Source organism: Streptomyces sp. NBC_00080, from assembly GCF_045041255.1.
GTDB lineage: Bacteria > Actinomycetota > Actinomycetes > Streptomycetales > Streptomycetaceae > Streptomyces > Streptomyces coriariae.
This window is the reverse complement of the sequence record NZ_CP108235.1, coordinates 4,509,541-4,527,887: the sequence shown is the minus strand read 5'-3', so window position 1 is coordinate 4,527,887 and position 18,347 is coordinate 4,509,541. Positions and strand designations below refer to the sequence as shown.

Annotated in this window: 19 protein-coding genes and 1 tRNA gene; 16 read left to right on the top strand and 4 right to left on the bottom strand. The window is 69.4% G+C overall.

The annotated features are described in order from the left end of the window. The first annotated feature begins 49 nt into the window (after positions 1-49). The 9 genes from OHU34_RS20175 (at position 50) to OHU34_RS20135 (ending at position 6,106) form a co-directional block, all read left to right on the top strand. Positions 50-397, top strand: a complete 348-nt coding sequence (locus tag OHU34_RS20175; protein ID WP_069768393.1) for a hypothetical protein — start codon at positions 50-52, stop codon at positions 395-397. A 5-nt stretch (positions 398-402) separates the two neighbouring features. Continuing rightward, positions 403-1,767 carry an FtsK/SpoIIIE domain-containing protein gene (locus OHU34_RS20170; protein WP_405767648.1) on the top strand — a complete coding sequence of 455 codons (1,365 nt, stop codon included), beginning with the start codon at positions 403-405 and terminating at the stop codon, positions 1,765-1,767. An 86-nt stretch (positions 1,768-1,853) separates the two neighbouring features. After that, a complete protein-coding gene (locus tag OHU34_RS20165) occupies positions 1,854-2,567 on the top strand; it encodes a DUF2637 domain-containing protein (protein WP_405767645.1) in 714 nt (237 codons plus the stop codon). A gap of 15 nt (positions 2,568-2,582) precedes the next feature. Beyond that, complete coding sequence (locus tag OHU34_RS20160; protein ID WP_405767642.1) at positions 2,583-2,762, top strand: mobile element transfer protein; 180 nt, start codon at positions 2,583-2,585, stop codon at positions 2,760-2,762. A 15-nt stretch (positions 2,763-2,777) separates the two neighbouring features. Then, on the top strand, positions 2,778-2,933 hold the full coding sequence (locus tag OHU34_RS20155; protein ID WP_167467581.1) for a hypothetical protein: 156 nt from the start codon (positions 2,778-2,780) through the stop codon (positions 2,931-2,933). 20 nt (positions 2,934-2,953) lie between these two features. Next, on the top strand, positions 2,954-3,268 hold the full coding sequence (locus OHU34_RS20150; protein ID WP_405767640.1) for a SpdD protein: 315 nt from the start codon (positions 2,954-2,956) through the stop codon (positions 3,266-3,268). A 101-nt stretch (positions 3,269-3,369) separates the two neighbouring features. After that, a complete protein-coding gene (locus tag OHU34_RS20145) occupies positions 3,370-4,719 on the top strand; it encodes a replication initiator (protein ID WP_405767638.1) in 1,350 nt (449 codons plus the stop codon). Further along, positions 4,716-4,931, top strand: a complete 216-nt coding sequence (locus OHU34_RS20140; RefSeq protein ID WP_405767636.1) for an excisionase family DNA-binding protein — start codon at positions 4,716-4,718, stop codon at positions 4,929-4,931. The genes OHU34_RS20145 and OHU34_RS20140 overlap by 4 nt, the downstream gene beginning before the upstream one ends. Beyond that, on the top strand, positions 4,931-6,106 hold the full coding sequence (locus OHU34_RS20135) for a tyrosine-type recombinase/integrase (protein WP_405767634.1): 1,176 nt from the start codon (positions 4,931-4,933) through the stop codon (positions 6,104-6,106). Before OHU34_RS20140 ends, OHU34_RS20135 begins: the two co-directional genes overlap by 1 nt. A gap of 90 nt (positions 6,107-6,196) precedes the next feature. Here OHU34_RS20135 and OHU34_RS20130 read toward each other — a convergent pair. Then, positions 6,197-6,270, bottom strand: a tRNA-Gly gene (locus tag OHU34_RS20130). Positions 6,271-6,797: 527 nt separating this feature from the next. On the opposite strand from OHU34_RS20130, the gene dcd reads away from it, so the two are divergent. Continuing rightward, positions 6,798-7,373 (top strand): dCTP deaminase, encoded by a 576-nt coding sequence (gene dcd, locus OHU34_RS20125; protein WP_020133056.1) that lies wholly within the window; start codon positions 6,798-6,800, stop codon positions 7,371-7,373. Further along, positions 7,370-7,903, top strand: a complete 534-nt coding sequence (locus tag OHU34_RS20120; RefSeq protein WP_405767632.1) for a phosphoribosyltransferase — start codon at positions 7,370-7,372, stop codon at positions 7,901-7,903. The genes dcd and OHU34_RS20120 overlap by 4 nt, the downstream gene beginning before the upstream one ends. Before the next feature lie 136 nt (positions 7,904-8,039). Here OHU34_RS20120 and OHU34_RS20115 read toward each other — a convergent pair whose 3' ends face one another. The 3 genes from OHU34_RS20115 to OHU34_RS20105 form a co-directional block, all read right to left on the bottom strand. Then, positions 8,040-8,819 carry a hypothetical protein gene (locus tag OHU34_RS20115; protein ID WP_405767630.1) on the bottom strand — a complete coding sequence of 260 codons (780 nt, stop codon included), beginning with the start codon at positions 8,817-8,819 and terminating at the stop codon, positions 8,040-8,042. 184 nt (positions 8,820-9,003) lie between these two features. Next, positions 9,004-10,074, bottom strand: a complete 1,071-nt coding sequence (locus OHU34_RS20110; protein WP_405767628.1) for a Yip1 family protein — start codon at positions 10,072-10,074, stop codon at positions 9,004-9,006. Positions 10,075-10,235: 161 nt separating this feature from the next. Further along, positions 10,236-12,527, bottom strand: a complete 2,292-nt coding sequence (locus OHU34_RS20105; protein ID WP_142265337.1) for a heterodisulfide reductase-related iron-sulfur binding cluster — start codon at positions 12,525-12,527, stop codon at positions 10,236-10,238. Positions 12,528-12,822: 295 nt separating this feature from the next. Here OHU34_RS20105 and OHU34_RS20100 point away from each other — a divergent pair, with 295 nt between their 5' ends. The 5 genes from OHU34_RS20100 to OHU34_RS20080 all read left to right on the top strand — a co-directional run bounded on the left by OHU34_RS20100 (position 12,823) and on the right by OHU34_RS20080 (position 18,345). Beyond that, positions 12,823-14,082: an undecaprenyl/decaprenyl-phosphate alpha-N-acetylglucosaminyl 1-phosphate transferase gene (locus tag OHU34_RS20100; RefSeq protein WP_230195112.1), complete on the top strand. Its 1,260-nt coding sequence runs from the start codon at positions 12,823-12,825 to the stop codon at positions 14,080-14,082. 95 nt (positions 14,083-14,177) lie between these two features. Next, positions 14,178-16,016 (top strand): molecular chaperone DnaK, encoded by a 1,839-nt coding sequence (dnaK, locus tag OHU34_RS20095; protein ID WP_020129150.1) that lies wholly within the window; start codon positions 14,178-14,180, stop codon positions 16,014-16,016. Then, entirely contained in the window at positions 16,013-16,669 is a 657-nt protein-coding gene (grpE, locus tag OHU34_RS20090; RefSeq protein ID WP_142265339.1) for a nucleotide exchange factor GrpE, read from the top strand. Before dnaK ends, grpE begins: the two co-directional genes overlap by 4 nt. Positions 16,670-16,708: 39 nt before the next feature. After that, positions 16,709-17,887, top strand: a complete 1,179-nt coding sequence (gene dnaJ / locus OHU34_RS20085) for a molecular chaperone DnaJ (RefSeq protein WP_142265340.1) — start codon at positions 16,709-16,711, stop codon at positions 17,885-17,887. A 5-nt stretch (positions 17,888-17,892) separates the two neighbouring features. Further along, on the top strand, positions 17,893-18,345 hold the full coding sequence (locus OHU34_RS20080) for a heat shock protein transcriptional repressor HspR (RefSeq protein ID WP_020129153.1): 453 nt from the start codon (positions 17,893-17,895) through the stop codon (positions 18,343-18,345). Positions 18,346-18,347 lie beyond the last annotated feature (2 nt).

The following is an 18,347-nucleotide window of genomic DNA, read 5'->3' as shown; positions in this document are numbered from 1 at the left end:
TCCCAACGATGCGGCTTGGTCGCATCACCAACCAAGTGAGGTTCAAGAAATGCGTGTCATCCCCGTAGACGTCTCGGCCGCGACGCTCCTCGTCACCAAGCTCCCCGAGGTCAAGGTGAAGGACCGCCAGACCGGTGAGATCGCCATCGACCCGGTCACCAACGACCGGCTCATGGTGCTGGAGCTGGTGTTCATCGCGGCGGGCGGTTCGGACATGATCAAGGTCACCGTTCCCGAGAAGGGCATCGGTGAGGGCCTGGTGATGGGAGCTCCGGTCATCCTGCCCGGCCTCATCGCCCGGCCGTGGGAGAGCGAGTTCGGCGGGCGGATGCGTCACGGCATCGCCTACCGCGCGGACGCTGTCATGGTCAACGCCCCGGCTCCGGTGCAGGGCTGAACGCCATGACTGACACCGTCTGGACGCTGGCACTGTGCCTGCTGGCAGTCGCCGCCCTGCTGGTCCTGCGCCGCCGTGCACCGGTCGCGTTCTGGTGGCTCGTCGGCTACCCGTTCGTCGCGCTCCGCGTGCTCACCACCTACCGGGCCACGATGGACGCGTGCGGCCTGACGGTCCCGGCCTCGGCCGTCCGTCGGGCCACGGCCCGGATGATCGGACGGGAAGCCGCGCCCGTCCCGCCTCGGCGGTCGCTGCCGTGGCCGACTGGGTCCGGGCTCGTGATGCGGCTGCGCATGGCGACCGGCCAGGCCCCCGAGGACTTCATGGCCTCGGCCGACCGGCTGCGCCATGCCTGGGCCGCGCACGCCGTGCACATCCGCCCCACCAAGCCCGGCTGGCTCGAACTGCGCCTGATCGGCTGGGACGTTCTCTCCGACGTGCAGCCCGCACGGCGCTGGAAGCAGCGCGGGCCGCTCACCCTTCCGCTGACGCTTCGCGATGACGGACGGTGGCACGTACGGGACTTCCGCGCCGTGCCGCATGAACTCATCCTCGGAGCAACGCAGTCCGGCAAGTCCGTGTACCTGCGGAACCTGGTGTGCGGCCTGGCCCGGCAACGGGTCGTCCTCGTCGGCGTCGACTGCAAATGGGGCGTCGAACTCGCCCCGTTCGCACCCCGGTTGTCCGCACTCGCCGACACCCCGGACCGGGCGAACGAACTCCTTGACGTCCTGCTGGACGAGATGGAGGCACGGTTCCGCCTGATCGGTCTGTCGTCCGCTGCGGGTCCGGATGCCGTGCTCACCTCGGACGTGTGGGGGCTGCCGGACGCGGTGCGGCCGGTGCCGGTCGTGGTCGTCGTCGACGAGGTCGCGGAACTCTTCCTCGCCGCGAGCCGCGACGACGAGAAGCGACGCGACGCCATGGTCACCAAGCTGATCCGCATCGCCCAGCTCGGCCGCGCGGCCGGCATCTACCTCGAAGTGTGCGGGCAGCGCTTCGGCTCCGAACTCGGCAAGGGCGCGACCATGCTCCGCGCCCAGCTCACCGGCCGCATCTGCCACCGCGTCAACGACGAGTCCTCGGCGAACATGGCGCTCGCCGACATCTCCCCGGAAGCGGCCCTCGCCGCCACCTCCATCCCGGCCGAACGGCCCGGCGTCGCCATCGTCGGCGACTCCTCCGGCGGCTGGTCCCGCGCCCGCTCACCGCACCTGTCCCTGGACGAGGCGGCGGCCATCTGCCGCGAGACGGCCGCACTGGTGCCGGAACTGCCCCGCCTCGACTCCTTCCGGCCCACCGTCGCCGTCGAGTCCTCCAAGACGCTCACCCCGGCCAGCGTGCCTACCGCCCGCCCGGTGACCGAGTAGCCGCACCCCCTCCCCACGGTCGGCGTGACCGCCTCGCGCCGCGTCCCTACCCCTCCCATGCCTCGAACAGGAAGGAACCCGAGCCGATGCGCGCCCAGTTGGCCCGTGTGGACGCCGTGATCGTCCAAGCCGTCATCGCGGGTGCCCTGTCCTTCTCGCACCTTCACGACCTTGCCGATGCGGCCGGGCAGGGCGGTTGGAAGGCATGGGCCTATCCCGTTTCCGTTGACCTGCTGCTGGTTGCCGCCTGGCGTCGGATGCGCGAACAGCAGCGCGCCGGACAACCGGCCGGGGGACCGCGGCTGTGGTTCCTGATCGCCCTGGCCGCGTCCCTCGGGGCCAACATCGCCACCGCCGGGCTCCTCGACCTGGACGACGTCCCCGCGTCGCTCCGCGTCGTGGTGGCCGGCTGGCCCGCCGTCGCCTTCTTCGGGGGAACCCTGCTCGCCCACACACCCCGCACCCCGGACGCACCGACGGCCACGGCTACGCCCGAGACGGACACCGAACCGGCCCACGTTCCGGCTGCGGTCGACGCGCCCGAACGTGCCGCGCTTCCGGCCCTGGTCACCGGCCCGGACTCCGATTCGGAGCTGGCCGCAACCCCCGAACCAGTTGCGGCTGTCCCCGCTCCGACGCCTGCCCCGGCCGTCACCCTCCCACCCGCCCTCGTCGACCGCGCCCAGGCCCTGGCCGAGGAACACCGCGCCACCACCGGTCTCGCCCCCGACCCCGACGCGGTCCGTGCCCGCCTTGGACTTCCTCCGTCCATGACGCCCTCTGTCGCCGCCCACCTCTGAGAAGGGACGAACACCGTGAACCCGCGCTTCCGCAACGTCCGCCGCACCGGCCCCGTACAGGTCGCCTCCTACATCGCCCGTGGCCGCAACCGCCACCTCGCCGCCTGTACCGCACCCCGATGCGACTTCTCCACCGAGTACGACAGCCGCGCCGCCGCCGAACTCGCCGCCCGCACCCACCGCTGCAAGGCCTGACAGGAGACCGCCGCCATGACCGTCCCGCTCTGGTTCGCCGTGCTCGTCGTCGCCGTCCTCGGCATCCAGCTCGCCCGCCCTCCGTGGTGGCTGGTCGCCCTGCTCCTCCTCGGCGGCTACCTCGTCGCCAACAGCGTCCTCGCCCCCGCCGTCGCCACGCTCCTCGACTGACCCACAGAAGGGACCGCCCCGTGTTCACCCCCAAGTACCCCCGCCCGGACACCGCCCCGATCCCCACCATCACGCCCCCGACGACCTACAGCCCGTCGGTCTACACCCCCACCGCCTACGCCCCGGCCCCGGTCCCGATGGCCCCCGCCTCCAACCGGCCGGCGGTCCAACTCACCCCGGGCAGCCTGCTCACCCTCGCCGCCGGTGGGGGAGCCCTGGTCCTGGTCGTCGGCGCCGTCCTGGTCTCCATGCTCCTCGCCGTCGCCGTCACGGCCGCTTCCGTGGCCGTCTGCGCGGTCGTCATCCGCTCGATCCTCAAGAGCGACCGCCGCTGACCTCACCTGCGCAGCATCCCGGCCTGCCCACGCTGTCTAGCCCCCTACGCAGGCCGGGGTGCCCGTCCCAAACTTCCACCCCTCCAAGGAGGCACCCGCACATGCGCCCCCAGGCTCCCACCGGAGCCATCCGCCAACTGGCAGCCCTCGCCCAGCACGGCGACCTCAGCACCTACGCACACCAGATCCAGCGTCTCGGCGGCTGCGAGCGGCCCGTACGGATGGAGGGCCACCGCCTCGACGTCCACGCCGCAACCGGCGAAATCGTCCGTGAGATCTTCGACCACGACCTTCCCGCTGGACAGCTCCTCATCCGCTGCAACAACCGCCGCGCGACCCGCTGCGCCGCCTGCGCCGAGGTCTACCGCAAGGACACGTACCACCTCGTCACGGCCGGCCTGAGCGGCGGCAAGGGGATCGGCCCGGCCGTCGCCCAACACCCCCGCGTCTTCGCCACCTTCACCGCCCCGTCCTTCGGCCCCGTCCACAACCGGCCCGGCGGCGGTCGCTGCCGCTGCGGACGCCTCCACCCGGACGACGACCCCGCTCTCGGCACCCCGCTGAACCCGGAGCGGTACGACTACCGCGACGCAGTCCTCTGGAACGCGCACGCTGGTGCCCTGTGGGCCCGCTTCACCACCTACCTACGCCAACAGATCGCCTCCCGCGCGAACGTCACCCGCTCCGAACTGCGCCACTGCCTGAAGCTCTCGTACGCCAAGGTCGCCGAATACCAGCGGCGCGGAGCCGTGCACTTCCATGCCGTGATCCGCCTCGACGGCCCCGAAGGTGCCGAGGACGCCCCGCCCGTCTGGGCCACGACAGAGCTCCTCACCGACGCGATCCGCTCGGCCGTCCGGCTCGCCGAGACCCCCGGCCCGACCCTCGACGACCGCGCCCACACCTTCCGCTTCGGCGAACAGCTCGACATCCGCCCCATCCGCTCCGCCGACTTCACCGGAACCACCGACCTGACCAGCCGGGCCGTCGCCGCCTACATCGCCAAGTACGCCACCAAGGGAGCGGAGAGCGCGACAGGCACCATCGACCGCCCGATCCGCAATCCCCTCACCGACCTGATCGGCACCGACGTCACCGACCACGCCCGCCGGATGATCCTCACCTGCTGGCACCTCGGAGGACTGCCCGAACTCGAAGAACTCCGGCTGCGCAAGTGGGCCCACATGCTCGGCTTCCGCGGCCACTTCTCCACCAAGTCCCGCGCGTATTCCGTCACCCTCGGCGCCCTCCGCCAGGAACGCGCCGACCACAACGAAGCACTCACCCGCGAACGAGCAGCCCTGGCTGGCCACCCCCTCCCGGACCCGGACACCGTCCTGGTCCTCTCGCACTGGCGATTCGCTGGTACCGGCCTGACCGCCGCCGAATCCTGGCTCGCCACCTCACGACGACCCGACACACACGACTCGGAAGGAGAACCCGCCGAATGACCGACCGCTATCTGTCCGTCGACCAGGTCGCCGAGTTGCTCGGCACGACCAGCCGCTTCCCCCGGCGACTGATCGAGGAACGGCGCATCCGGTACGTGAAGGTCGGCCGACATGTCCGCATCCCCGAGAGCGCGGTCGAGGAGTTCGTTCAGTCCCGCACGGTCGAGCCGATCAGGCTCCGTCGTCGCACCGCACTTCGGAGGGTTGCCTGATGGCCAACAGGAAGGGGAGGCGTCGCCGCTTCGGTGCGGTACGGCAGTACCGGTCCGGCCGCTGGACCGCGTCGTACCTCGGCCCCGACAACGAGCGCATCCGCGCGGACGAGACGTTCGAGACCAAGAAGGACGCGGAGATCTGGCTGTCCCAGGTTGAGGCAGACCTCAGCCGCGGAGACTGGCGCGCTCCCGACGTCGGTGCGGTCAACTTCCGGGTCTATGCCGAGAAATGGGTCGAGGAACGGGAGCTGGCTGTTCGGACCGTGGACTTGTACGAGCACCTCCTCAGGCTCCACATCCTCCCGACCTTCGCGGCGCTCGACCTGGACGAGATCACCGCGCCCCGCGTCCGTGAATGGCGGGCCGAGCGGCTCCGCACCACCAAGACCAAGACCACCGTTGCGAAGGCATACCGCCTCCTCAAGGGCATCCTCGAAACGGCGGTTGACGACGACCTGATCAGCCGCAACCCGTGTCGGATCAAGGGTGCGGGCAAGGAATCCGCGGCTGAGCGCCGTATTGCCACCGTCGCCCAGGTCGACGCCCTCGCCGACGCGATCGGAATCCGCTGGCGGCTCATGGTCTACCTCGGTGCGTACGGTCCGATGCGACCTGAGGAACTGGCCGGCCTGCGCCGCCGGGATGTCGACCTCGACAACCTGGTGATCCGCGTTCGCGTCGCCGAACCGGAGCGGACCAACGGCAAGCGCGCCCCTGGAGAGACCAAGTCCGACGCCGGTGTCCGTGCCGTCGTCCTCCCTGGCTTTCTCCACAAGGAGGCGAAGCAGCACCTCGCCTGGTTCGCCGAGAAGGAGCCTGACGGCCTGGTCTTCGTCGGGGAGAAGGGTGCCCCGTTCCGGCGTACGTCCTTCGGTCGGAAGTGGGCCCGTGCTCGCGCCGTCGTGGGCCTCCCGGACGGCTTCCGGTTCTACGACCTTCGTCACACCGGACACACGCTCTCGACCCGGTCGGGCGCCACCCTGAAGGACACGATGGTCCGCGCCGGACAGTCCTCTGAGAAAGCCGCGCTGATCTACCAGCACTCCGACGAGGAGCGTCAGCGTGACCTGGCGGCCGGCCTCGACGACCTGGTCCGCGCCGAGCGTGCGAAGCACCACGAGGGCAAGGATCACGACCCCGCGCACCACAACGAGAAGCCCACGGGTAGCTAGTCGCGCCCTTGTGGTGCGGATGTGGTGCGCGCCCCGCTCACAGGTCTGGACAACAAAGAACCCCCAGGTCATCGACCTGGGGGTTTCACATGGAGCGGGTGACGAGAATCGAACTCGCGCTCTCAGCTTGGGAAGCTGATGTTCTACCATTAAACTACACCCGCGAAAGGCACCGGTTCGACCGGTGTCGGAACGCTCCGTCACTCTACCTCATGCCGGGCCCCGGGCGATGAAGCCATGGGGTCCGAGCGCGTTTCAGGGGATGGATCCTGCTGCGAGCGGCCGGAGTTGGGGCGTACGGTGGGGTGGTGGAAGTGGGGTCGGGCGGGGTCGGAGTGCCGCCTGGAGGGTCGTCCCGTTCGTCCCGTAATGTGGCTTTCGTGGTCCGGCGGGCAGCAGCCGGACAGGGCTCTTGGGGAAGGGACTCGAGGACTTGATGGAGCGCACCGTCGTCCGTTGTGCCGATGGGCACGTGTTCAGCACCGCTTCGTTCCCGATGCAGCAGGCCGAGCGGCTCGGTCCCGGGCGGCTCGTCCGGTGCCCTCGGTGTACCCGGTTGCGGAGTGCCGTACCGGTGATTCTCGAGAAGCGGTAGCGGCAACAGGAGCCGGAGGCGCTGGAGGCGCCGCCGGTCTGGCGCGCGGAGTCGTCCGATGGTGGTCGCTCCGCGCGCTTTGCGTATCCTCGGGACGTGCTTCTCTCAGACAAGGACATCCGGGCCGAGATCGACGCCGGGCGAGTGCGGATCGATCCCTACGACGAATTTATGGTGCAGCCTTCGAGCATCGACGTACGGCTCGACCGGCTGTTCCGGGTGTTCGAGAACCACCGGTACCCGCACATCGACCCCTCGGTCGAGCAGGCCGACCTGACCCGGCTCGTGGAGCCCGAGGGCGATGAGCCGTTCATCCTCCACCCGGGGGAGTTCGTGCTCGCGAGTACCTACGAGGTCATCACGCTTCCCGACGATCTCGCCTCGCGGCTGGAGGGCAAGTCCTCCCTCGGGCGGCTCGGGCTGGTCACCCACTCCACCGCCGGGTTCATCGACCCCGGGTTCTCCGGGCATGTGACGCTCGAGCTGTCCAACCTCGCCACCCTGCCGATCAAGCTCTGGCCCGGTATGAAGATCGGTCAGCTGTGCATGTTCCGGCTCACCTCGCCGGCCGAGTCCCCGTACGGCAGCGAGCGGTACGGGTCCAGGTACCAGGGCCAGCGCGGGCCGACGGCCTCACGGTCCTTCCTCAACTTCCACCGGACCCAGGTGTGAGCGGCGACGACCTGACCGGCGCGGGCGTGACGCGGGAGAACCTGACCTACGAGCAGTTCGGCACCGCGGTCCGTGAGCTCGCGCAGACCGTCGCCGACGACGGCTACGTACCCGACGTCGTACTGAGCATCGCCCGCGGCGGAGTGTTCGTCGCCGGCGGGCTCGCCTACGCCCTCGACTGCAAGAACATCCACCTGGTGAACGTGGAGTTCTACACCGGGGTGGGGACGACGCTCGAGATGCCCGTCATGCTCGCACCCGTCCCCGACGTCGTCGACTTCTCGGACAAGAAGGTCCTGATCACCGACGATGTCGCCGACACGGGCAAGACGCTCAAGCTCGTCCGCGACTTCTGTCTGGACGCCGTCGCCGAGGTGCGCAGCGCCGTCATCTACGAGAAGCCGCAGTCGCTCGTGAAGTGCGAGTACGTGTGGAAGCGGACCGACGACTGGATCAACTTCCCGTGGAGCGTCCTGCCGGTGGTGCGTAAGGCGGGCGAGGCCGTCACGCCCTCCAGGGAAGCCCTCTAGGGAAGCCCTCTGGGGACCCCGTGGGGCATGGCCCTGCGGGAGTGGGCCGTCTGGGCATGAGGGGGGCCGGCCGTTTCTGGTGGCGGCCGGCCCGGTACGGCTCATGTTTTCTTCTGTTTCTCCGCGTTGCCGTCCGTCACTTCGCGCGGAGTACTTTGACGCCGTCCCGCTCGAAGTCGTAGACGTAGTCGTTGAGCCGGAGGCCGTCGACCGCGCCGGTCCACATGAAGTCGCGTCCCTTGCCCACGGCGACCGTGTAGACCGTCGGCTTGGCGTTGACGTTGGTGAACGAGGCCCTCAGCTGGGCGAAGGTGCACTGGGCGGCCTGGGTGCAGGTCGTCTCGCCGCCCGTGAGGTACCAGTAGCCCGTCCGGGTGGCGTCGAGGAAGGGGCTCCAGCCGTTCGTCACCGGGGACGCGGCCGGCACCCACACCAGCGTGGAGTAGTCGTCGCTTCCCGTCACGTTCGGGTCGATCTCGAACCTGATGTTCGGCATGTTCGGCGTGGAGCCCCCGTAGCCGACGTTCTCGCCCGTCTGGAACACGTGGAAACCGATTCGGCGCAGCCCCAGCAGCTGCTTCCCGAAGAAGTCCACTTCATTGCCGAAGTCGACCTTCTCCACCACCGTCGGAGTCACCGTCTGGGTGGCGCCCAACACCTCGATGCCGAGGCTGCCCCGCCCGTACGGGGGCCTGGCGGCCGTGCCCGTGGCGCCGAACGGGCCGAAGGGGCCGTTGCGGAGTTCGGCGACCGGCGAGCCGATCGTGTTGCGGGCGATCACGCCCCAGTGGTCAGAGTGGGCTCGGCCGTCGTCCGTCCGGGCGGCTGCCGATCCCGGGAGGATCAGGGCGATGACGGCGACCAGCAGGGCGGCCACGAGCGCCGTTCCCCGCCTCACGCCAAAGCGAGCTTTCACGCGCACTCCTTGTAGGAGGTGTAGGGAACAGTCACAATATATTACGCTCTGTAGTTATCACGGTGCGACATGCGGTATTTCGGATGGTTCGTTCCGGCTGGTGGTCGCGAGAGGTTGCTTCAGGTGAGGGCATGCCAAGGGCCCCCGACCATCCGTCGGGGGCCCTACCGGTGTCCGCCAGGTACTAGAACGTGCCCAGCTTCACGATCGACAGCAGTGCGATCAGCTGGATCGACGACGCGCCCAGCGCCTTCGGCCACGGCAGGTCGTGGGAGCGGCTGACCATCAGGGTCAGCAGGGCGCCGGCCGCCACCCACGTCACCCAGCCCAGCAGCTGTACGAACGACGCGTCGCCGCCGAAGAACATCGCGACGACCAGACGCGGGGCGTCCGTGAGGGACATGATCAGCATGGAGAGGCCGACGGTGGGCTGCCAGGCGCCGTCGCCGCCGAGCTGGCGGGCCAGGGTGTGGGTGACCACGCCCAGGATGAAGGAGCTCAGCACCATCGCGACGGCCGTCGTCAGGACGATCGGGATCGCGTTGGACAGCGTCGCGTTGATCGCGTCCGCGCGCGTGTCGTCGAAGCCGAAGACCGCGAGCAGGCCGTAGAGGAACGTGACGACGAGGGCGGGGCCCCACATCGTGTAGTCCCGCATCTGGAGGAAGGTCTGCTTGGGGGTGAGGACGATCCCCTTCAGCAGCTCCTTCCAGTGCAGACGCGGACCGACCGGGCCCGCCGGGGCGGAACCCGCGTGATACGTACCACCCTGGTTGTACTGGTCGTACTGCTGGTGGTCGTCGATCGAGAAGGCCTGGGTGTGCCCCGGGTTGTTCGCGGCGTACGGGTCGTGCGGGGCACCCCCCGGGCCGCCGGGGCCGCCCGGAGCGCCGTACGGGGCGTCGCCGCCGAAGTACTCCGGCTCGTCGCCGTTCTGGCCGCCGTTCGCCTGCGGCCACTGGCCGCCGCCCGCGCCCGTGCCGCCGTACGGCGGACGCTGCTGCGGGTACGGCGGCTGGGCCGACGGGTAGCCGTACGACGGCCCCGAGGGTCCCGACGGTCCCGAGGACCGCGACGGTCCCTGGGGCGCCTGCCGCCCGTGCGGAGGGTCTTGCGGTCGCGCTTGCGGGGCACGGTTGTCCCGGCCGCCGCGTCCCATCCTGAATCCAGCCACGCCTTCGAACGTACCTGGTCCCGGAGAGTGACGTGGCGGGGCCGACCGTCCGGGCACGGCTTTGCTGCTGAGCTGTGACATCCCCTAAGGGGAGTAACGGGGCGGGATTCAGTGGTTCTTCAGGGGAGGGTCGTAGGGGGTGGGGAGGTTGTGCAGCGACGCCCCCGTGTCCACGGTGGGACACGGGGGCGTCGGTACAGCTGGGGCGAACCTGGGGCACAGCCGGGGTGCGGCCGTTCGGGTTACTCCACCGGTTGGGGTTCCGGTTCGTTCTCGGTCTGTGCCTCGCCCGCGGGGGGTTCGTCGTCGACCGGGGTCTTGACGGATTCCAGGAGGAGCTGGGAGACGTCGACGACCTGGATGGATTCCTTGGCCTTGCCTTCGTTCTTCTTGCCGTTGACGGAGTCGGTGAGCATGACGAGGCAGAACGGGCAGGCGGTGGAGACGATGTCGGGGTTGAGGGAGAGGGCTTCGTCGACGCGCTCGTTGTTGATGCGCTTGCCGATCCGCTCCTCCATCCACATCCGTGCGCCGCCGGCGCCGCAGCAGAAGCCGCGTTCCTTGTGGCGGTGCATCTCCTCGTTGCGCAGGCCGGGGACGTTGGCGATGATCTCGCGCGGGGGCGTGTAGATCTTGTTGTGCCGGCCCAGGTAGCAGGGGTCGTGGTAGGTGATGAGGCCCTCGACCGGGGTGACGGGGATGAGCTTGCCCTCGTCGATGAGGTGCTGGAGCAGCTGGGTGTGGTGGATGACCTCGTAGTCGCCGCCGAGCTGCGGGTATTCGTTGCCGAGGGTGTTGAGGCAGTGCGGGCAGGTCGCGACGATCTTCTTCGCCGACTTCGGCTTGCGTGACTCCTCGGTGACGTTGCCGTCGTCGTCCGTCTCCTCGCCGAACGCGGCGTTGAGGGACATGACGTTCTCCATGCCGAGTTCCTGGAAGAGGGGCTCGTTGCCGAGGCGGCGGGCGGAGTCGCCGGTGCACTTCTCGTCGCCGCCCATGATCGCGAACTTGACGCCCGCGATGTGCAGGAGTTCGGCGAAGGCCTTGGTGGTCTTCTTCGCGCGGTCCTCCAGGGCGCCGGCGCAGCCGACCCAGTACAGGTACTCGACCTCGCCGAGGTCCTCGATGTCACGGCCGACGACGGGGATGTCGAAGTCGACCTCCTTGAGCCATTCCAGGCGCTGCTTCTTCGCCAGGCCCCAGGGGTTGCCCTTCTTCTCCAGGTTCTTGAGCATCGTGCCCGCCTCGGACGGGAACGCGGACTCGATCATCACCTGGTAGCGGCGCATGTCGACGATGTGGTCGACGTGTTCGATGTCGACGGGGCACTGCTCGACGCAGGCGCCGCAGGTGGTGCACGACCACAGCACGTCCGGGTCGATGACACCGTTCTCTTCGGCGGTGCCGATCAGCGGGCGTTCGGCCTCGGCGAGCGCGGCGGCCGGCACCCCGGCCAGCTGCTCGGCGGAGGCCTTCTCCTCGCCTTCCACGGTCTTGCCGCCGCCGGCCAGGAGGTAGGGGGCCTTGGCGTGCGCGTGGTCGCGCAGCGACATGATCAGGAGTTTGGGGGAGAGCGGCTTGCCGGTGTTCCAGGCGGGGCACTGCGACTGGCAGCGGCCGCACTCGGTGCAGGTGGAGAAGTCGAGCAGGCCCTTCCAGGAGAACTGCTCGACCTGGGAGACGCCGAAGACGTCGTCGTCGCCGGGGTCGGCGAAGTCGATCGGCTTGCCGCCCGACGTCATCGGCAGCAGACCGCCCAGCGCGGTGGCACCGTCGGCGTTGCGCTTGAACCAGATGTTCGGGAACGCCAGGAAACGGTGCCAGGCCACACCCATGTTGGTGTTCAGCGAGACCACGATCATCCAGATGAACGACGTCCCGATCTTGATCATCGCGACGAGGTAGACCAGGTTCTGGAGCGTGCTGACGCCCAGGCCCTTGAAGGCCAGGACGAGCGGGTACGAGGCGAAGTAGCCGGCCTCGTAGTGCTCCACGTGGTGCAGTGCACCCTCCAGGCCGCGCAGCACGTAGATGGCGAGGCCGATGGTGAGGATGACGTACTCGACGAAGTAGGCCTGACCGGACTTGGAGCCGGCGAAGCGGGACTTGCGGCCCGCGCGGGAGGGCAGGTTCAGCAGGCGGATCGCCATGAGGACGACGATGCCCAGGATCGTCATCACGCCGATGAACTCGATGTAGAGCTCGAACGGCAGGAAGTCGCCGATGATCGGCAGCACCCAGTCGGCCTCGAAGAGCTGGCCGAAGGCCTGGGCGAGGGTCGGTGGCAGCGTCAGGAAGCCGATCGCCACGAACCAGTGGGCGAAGCCCACGATGCCCCAGCGGTTCATCCGCGTGTGGCCGAGAAACTCCCGTACCAGCGTCACGCTGCGCGCGTAGGGGTTGTCTGTCCGGGTTCCGGCGGGGAGCGGCTGGCCCAGCTTGAAGTACCGGACGAACTGGCCGATGGCACGTGCGATCAGGGCGACGCCGACCACGGTCAGAAGCAGCGACACGATGATCGCGGCGAGTTGCATTTGGGGGCTCCTCGGGCCTGCGAGGGAAATTACTAAGCGGTAACTTATGCAGTCCGTTTGAGACTACCCCGTATTCTCCGTCGCACTGTAGCGGGATGCTGAGTGATCTCAGTCGCTGAGGGTTGCCTCAGGATCGGGTCGGATTCGAGTGGGCGGAGTGTCGGGTTCCGGTTGAGGTCCGGTCGGGTTCCGGTTGAGGTCCGGTTGAGGTCCGGTTGAGGTCCGGCTGGGATCCGGTGGCGAATCGGCCGTGTTATTCGTACCAAATTGGTACATATGTGACTAATTTATATCCGTGCTCTACGGGATCGTCGCCGCCATCACCGCCCTGTTCCTCGCCGCCGTCCTCGCCGCGCTGCTGCGCGTACCCGCCCTGCGCCTGGGGTTGCTCGACCGGCGGCAGCGGCAGCGGCGGGTGCCTCTCTTCGGGGGTGCCGCCGTGGTGCTCGCCACCTGTCTCGTCGCGGTCGCCGGGGACTGGACGGGCATCGCCCCGCTCGGCGACGGCATCGAGGTGCTGCTCGCCGCCGGGGGCGCCGTCGCCGCGCTCGGGCTGGTCGCGGACGTGTGGCGGCTCAACGCCCGGTTCCTGGTGATCGGTACGGCGGTCGCGGCCGCCTTCGTGGTGCCGTACGGCGACACCGGAGTGGTTGCCGGAGCGGCCGGTGTCGGCTGGATCACCTTCGTCGCCCTCGCGTTCCGGTCGCTGGACCACGCCGACGGAGTGGCCGGAACCGTCGGGGTCGTCACCGCCTTCGGCGTGGCCGCCTGTGCCGCCGTCGAGGTCATGGACGGGCTGGCGGTACTGCTGAGCGTGTTCGCCGCCGCGCTGACGGGCTTCCTGATGCACAACTGGCCCCCCGCACGTGTCGCCCTCGGGGCGTGCGGATCGCTCTTCGCGGGGTTCCTCCTTGCCGCGGCCGCCGTGATCGCCCGCGCGGGGCATGATCCGGTCGCCGGGGCGGGGGTGCTGGTCGCGCTCACCGCGGTCGCCGCGGCCGACGTCGTCCTGGTCGTGCTGTCCCGGCGGCTGGCCCGGCGGCCGTTGCTGCGCGGCGGGTCCGACCATCTCGCCCACCGGCTGCGGCGGTTGGGGCTCACCGCGCAGGGCGTGACCGTCCTGGTCGCGGTGGCGGCCTTCGCCGCGGTGCTCGTCGGGGTGCTGGTGCACGCCGGATGGGCCGACGCGCGGGCGGTGTTGTGGGTGGCCGGTGGGGCACTCGTCGTCGTGCTCGGGATGCTGCGGGTCGCGGTGTACGGGCCCCCACGCGCGCGTGGCCGACGCGACCGGCGGGCTCGGCGTGCCCGTACCGCGGGTGCGGCGAGGGGGACGGGCGGTGCCGGTCATGGTGCCGGCGGCGGTCTTCGGGAGGCGCGGGCCGCGGGTCGTTCGGCGCCCCGCCCCGAGCAGCGTCCCGGGTCGGGTTCGGCGTCGGTGTACGCGCCCCGGCGTCAATCCGAGGACCAGGCGCATCACCCGGAACCCGGTGTGAGGAGAACCGGTCGATCCGTATCGCCGCAGGTCAACGCGTCCTTGCGTGTAAGGAACGGATAAGAGTTGAGTGGGTGCGACTCAGGTCTGTTGACCGAGAGGTGAGCCTCGTGCACACTTGAGTCCGTTCCACTCAAGTCAGCTGGAGGAAGATCACCATGGCACGTGCGGTCGGCATCGACCTGGGCACAACCAACTCCGTCGTCAGCGTTCTGGAGGGCGGCGAGCCCACCGTCATCACCAACGCCGAGGGTGCCAGGACCACGCCGTCCGTCGTCGCCTTCGCCAAGAACGGTGAAGTGCTCGTCGGCGAGGTGGCAAAGCGCCAGGCAGTCACGAACGTGGACCGGACCATCCGCTCCGTGAAGCGTCACATGGGCACGGACTGGACGATCGAGCTCGACGGGAAGAACTTCAACCCGCAGCAGATGAGCGCGTTCATCCTGCAGAAGCTCAAGCGCGACGCGGAGGCCTACCTGGGCGAGAAGGTGGCCGACGCGGTCATCACCGTCCCGGCGTACTTCAACGACTCCGAGCGTCAGGCGACGAAGGAAGCCGGTGAGATCGCCGGTCTCAACGTCCTTCGTATCGTCAACGAGCCCACCGCGGCCGCGCTCGCGTACGGCCTGGACAAGGACGACCAGACGATCCTCGTCTTCGACCTCGGTGGCGGCACGTTCGACGTGTCCCTCCTGGAGATCGGTGACGGCGTCGTCGAGGTGAAGGCCACCAACGGCGACAACCACCTCGGTGGTGACGACTGGGACCAGCGTGTCGTCGACTACCTGGTGCAGCAGTTCAAGGCCGGCCACGGCGTGGACCTCGCCAAGGACAAGATGGCGCTGCAGCGTCTGCGTGAGGCCGCCGAGAAGGCGAAGATCGAGCTGTCCTCGTCCACCGAGACCTCGATCAACCTGCCCTACATCACGGCGTCCGCCGAGGGCCCGCTGCACCTGGACGAGAAGCTCACGCGCGCCCAGTTCCAGCAGCTGACGGCCGACCTGCTGGAGCGCTGCAAGACGCCGTTCCACAACGTCATCAAGGACGCCGGCATCAACCTCTCCGAGATCGACCACGTCGTTCTCGTCGGTGGTTCGACCCGGATGCCCGCCGTCGCCGAGCTCGTCAGGGAGCTGACCGGCGGTCAGGACGCCAACAAGGGCGTGAACCCGGACGAGGTCGTCGCCATCGGCGCCGCGCTCCAGGCCGGTGTCCTCAAGGGTGAGGTCAAGGACGTCCTGCTCCTCGACGTGACCCCGCTGTCCCTCGGTATCGAGACCAAGGGCGGCATCATGACCAAGCTGATCGAGCGCAACACGACGATCCCGACGAAGCGTTCGGAGATCTTCACGACGGCCGAGGACAACCAGCCGTCGGTGCAGATCCAGGTCTACCAGGGCGAGCGCGAGATCGCGGCCTACAACAAGAAGCTCGGCATGTTCGAGCTGACCGGTCTGCCGCCGGCGCCGCGTGGCGTCCCGCAGATCGAGGTCGCCTTCGACATCGACGCCAACGGCATCATGCACGTCACGGCCAAGGACCTCGGCACCGGCAAGGAGCAGAAGATGACCGTCACCGGCGGCTCCTCGCTGCCGAAGGACGAGGTCGACCGCATGCGCCAGGAGGCCGAGCAGTACGCGGACGAGGACCACCGCCGCCGCGAGGCCGCCGAGTCCCGCAACCAGGGCGAGCAGCTCGTCTACCAGACGGAGAAGTTCCTCAAGGACAACGAGGACAAGGTCCCGGCCGAGGTCAAGACCGAGGTCGAGGCCGCCGTCGAGGAGCTGAAGGCCGCGCTCAAGGGCGAGGACACCGCCGAGATCCGCACGGCCACCGAGAAGGTCGCCGCGGTCTCGCAGAAGGTCGGCCAGGCCATGTACGCCGACGCCCAGGCCGGTCAGGGCGCCGACGCTCCCAAGGCCGACGCCCCGAAGGCGGACGACGACGTCGTGGACGCCGAGATCGTGGACGACGAGCGCAAGGACGGTGCCGCGTGACGGAGGAGACCCCGGGCTTCGAGGAGAAGCCCGACGTCCCCTCCGGCGCCACCCCTGAAGACGCCGAGCCGAAGGCCGATTCCTCCTCCGCTTCGGCGGCGGGGGCGGCCCCGGCCGGGGACACGAACCAGACAGCCGGTCTGGTGGCCCAGCTGGACCAGGTGCGCACCGCTCTGGGCGAGCGCACCGCGGACCTCCAGCGCCTCCAGGCCGAGTACCAGAACTACCGCCGCCGGGTCGAGCGCGACCGGATCGCGGTCAAGGAGATCGCCATCGCGAACCTCCTGACCGAGCTCCTGCCCGTCCTCGACGACATCGGCCGCGCGCGGGAGCACGGCGAGTTCGTCGGCGGCTTCAAGTCGGTGGGCGAATCGCTGGAGACCGTCGCGGCCAAGATGGGCCTCCAGCAGTTCGGCAAGGAGGGCGAGCCCTTCGACCCGACGATCCACGAGGCCCTGATGCACAGCTACGCGCCCGACGTCACCGAGACGACGTGCGTGGCGATCCTTCAGCCCGGGTATCGGATCGGCGAGCGCACCATCCGCCCCGCGCGGGTGGCCGTCGCCGAACCGCAGCCCGGTGCACAGGCGGCGAAGGCCGACGAGGCCGAGGCGGCCGACGACAAGGAGAGCGGTGGCCCGGACGAGGGCTGAGCTCGATCGGATGAGTGATGGGGAGGAGGGACGTCGAGGATGAGCACCAAAGACTTCGTCGAGAAGGACTTCTACAAGGTCCTCGGCGTCCCCAAGGACGCCACCGAGGCCGAGATCAAGAAGGCGTACCGGAAGCTCGCCCGTGAGTTCCACCCGGACGCCAACAAGGGCAACGTCAAGGCGGAGGAGCGCTTCAAGGAGATCTCCGAGGCGAATGACGTCCTCGGTGACCCCAAGAAGCGCAAGGAGTACGACGAGGCCCGCGCCCTCTTCGGCAACGGCGGCTTCCGCCCCGGTCCGGGCGCGGGCGGCAACTTCAACTTCGACCTGGGCGACCTCTTCGGAGGCGGTGCCCAGGGCGGTGGTGCCCAGGGCGGCTTCGGCGGCGGCATCGGGGACGTGTTCGGCGGCCTGTTCAACCGCGGCGGCCCCGGCGGCACGACCCGTACCCAGCCCCGGCGCGGCCAGGACATCGACACCGAGGTCACCCTGACCTTCACGGAGGCGATCGAGGGCGCGACGGTCCCGCTGCGCATGTCCTCGCAGGCCCCCTGCAAGGCCTGTTCGGGGACGGGCGACAAGAACGGCACCCCGCGCGTGTGCCCGACCTGTGTGGGCACGGGCCAGGTGGCGCGGGGCTCGGGAGGCGGCTTCTCCCTGACCGACCCCTGCCCGGACTGCAAGGGGCGCGGCCTGATCGCCGAGCATCCCTGCCTGGACTGCAAGGGCAGCGGCCGCGCGAAGTCGTCGAGGACCATGCAGGTCCGCATCCCCGCCGGGGTGACGGACGGTCAGCGCATCCGGCTGCGCGGCAAGGGCGCCCCGGGCGAGCGTGGCGGCCCGGCGGGCGACCTGTACGTCGTCGTCCATGTCGGCGCCCACCCGGTGTTCGGCCGCAAGGAGGACAACCTGACGGTGACCGTGCCGGTCACGTTCACCGAGGCGGCACTCGGTGGCGAGATCAAGGTGCCGACGCTCGGCGGGCCGTCCCTGACCTTGAAGCTTCCGCCCGGCACGCCCAACGGCCGCACCATGCGGGCGCGGGGCAAGGGCGCGGTCCGCAAGGACGGCACCCGCGGCGACCTGTTGGTCACCGTCGAGGTGAGTGTTCCGAAGGACTTGTCGGGGAAGGCTCGTGAGGCGCTGGAGGCGTATCGCGAGGCGACCGCGGGCGAGGATCCGCGGGCGGAGCTGTTCGAGGCCGCGAAGGGAGCATGAGAGTGATGGACGGCCGTCGGCGTAACCCGTATGAACTGACCCAGGAGACTCCGGTCTACGTCATTTCGGTGGCGGCCCAGCTCTCGGGCCTGCATCCGCAGACGCTACGCCAGTACGACCGCCTGGGTCTCGTCTCCCCCGACCGCACCGCCGGCCGGGGGCGCCGTTACTCGGCCCGCGACATCGAACTGCTGCGCACGGTGCAGGCCCTGTCCCAGGACGAGGGCATCAACCTGGCCGGCATCAAGCGGATCATCGAGCTGGAGAACCAGGTGGCCGCGCTCCAGGCCAGGGCCGCGGAGCTGGAGGCCGCGCTGGACGGCGCGGCCGCGGCGATGCAGCAGCGGGAGGCGGCGGTGCACGCCTCCTACCGGCGGGACCTGGTGCCGTACCAGGAGGTGCAGCAGACCAGCGCGTTGGTGGTCTGGCGGCCCAAGCGGCAGCAGCCGACGGACTGACA

Coding starts and splice junctions, on each gene's coding strand:
- OHU34_RS20110 (WP_405767628.1), bottom strand. CDS start 10,074: ATGTCACAGCTCAGCAGCAAAGCCGTGCCCGGACGGTCGGCCCCGCCA.
- OHU34_RS20080 (WP_020129153.1), top strand. CDS start 17,893: ATGGACGGCCGTCGGCGTAACCCGTATGAACTGACCCAGGAGACTCCG.
- OHU34_RS20105 (WP_142265337.1), bottom strand. CDS start 12,527: ATGCAACTCGCCGCGATCATCGTGTCGCTGCTTCTGACCGTGGTCGGC.
- OHU34_RS20170 (WP_405767648.1), top strand. CDS start 403: ATGACTGACACCGTCTGGACGCTGGCACTGTGCCTGCTGGCAGTCGCC.
- OHU34_RS20155 (WP_167467581.1), top strand. CDS start 2,778: ATGACCGTCCCGCTCTGGTTCGCCGTGCTCGTCGTCGCCGTCCTCGGC.
- OHU34_RS20145 (WP_405767638.1), top strand. CDS start 3,370: ATGCGCCCCCAGGCTCCCACCGGAGCCATCCGCCAACTGGCAGCCCTC.
- dnaK (WP_020129150.1), top strand. CDS start 14,178: ATGGCACGTGCGGTCGGCATCGACCTGGGCACAACCAACTCCGTCGTC.
- OHU34_RS20135 (WP_405767634.1), top strand. CDS start 4,931: ATGGCCAACAGGAAGGGGAGGCGTCGCCGCTTCGGTGCGGTACGGCAG.
- OHU34_RS20175 (WP_069768393.1), top strand. CDS start 50: ATGCGTGTCATCCCCGTAGACGTCTCGGCCGCGACGCTCCTCGTCACC.
- OHU34_RS20140 (WP_405767636.1), top strand. CDS start 4,716: ATGACCGACCGCTATCTGTCCGTCGACCAGGTCGCCGAGTTGCTCGGC.
- dnaJ (WP_142265340.1), top strand. CDS start 16,709: ATGAGCACCAAAGACTTCGTCGAGAAGGACTTCTACAAGGTCCTCGGC.
- OHU34_RS20165 (WP_405767645.1), top strand. CDS start 1,854: ATGCGCGCCCAGTTGGCCCGTGTGGACGCCGTGATCGTCCAAGCCGTC.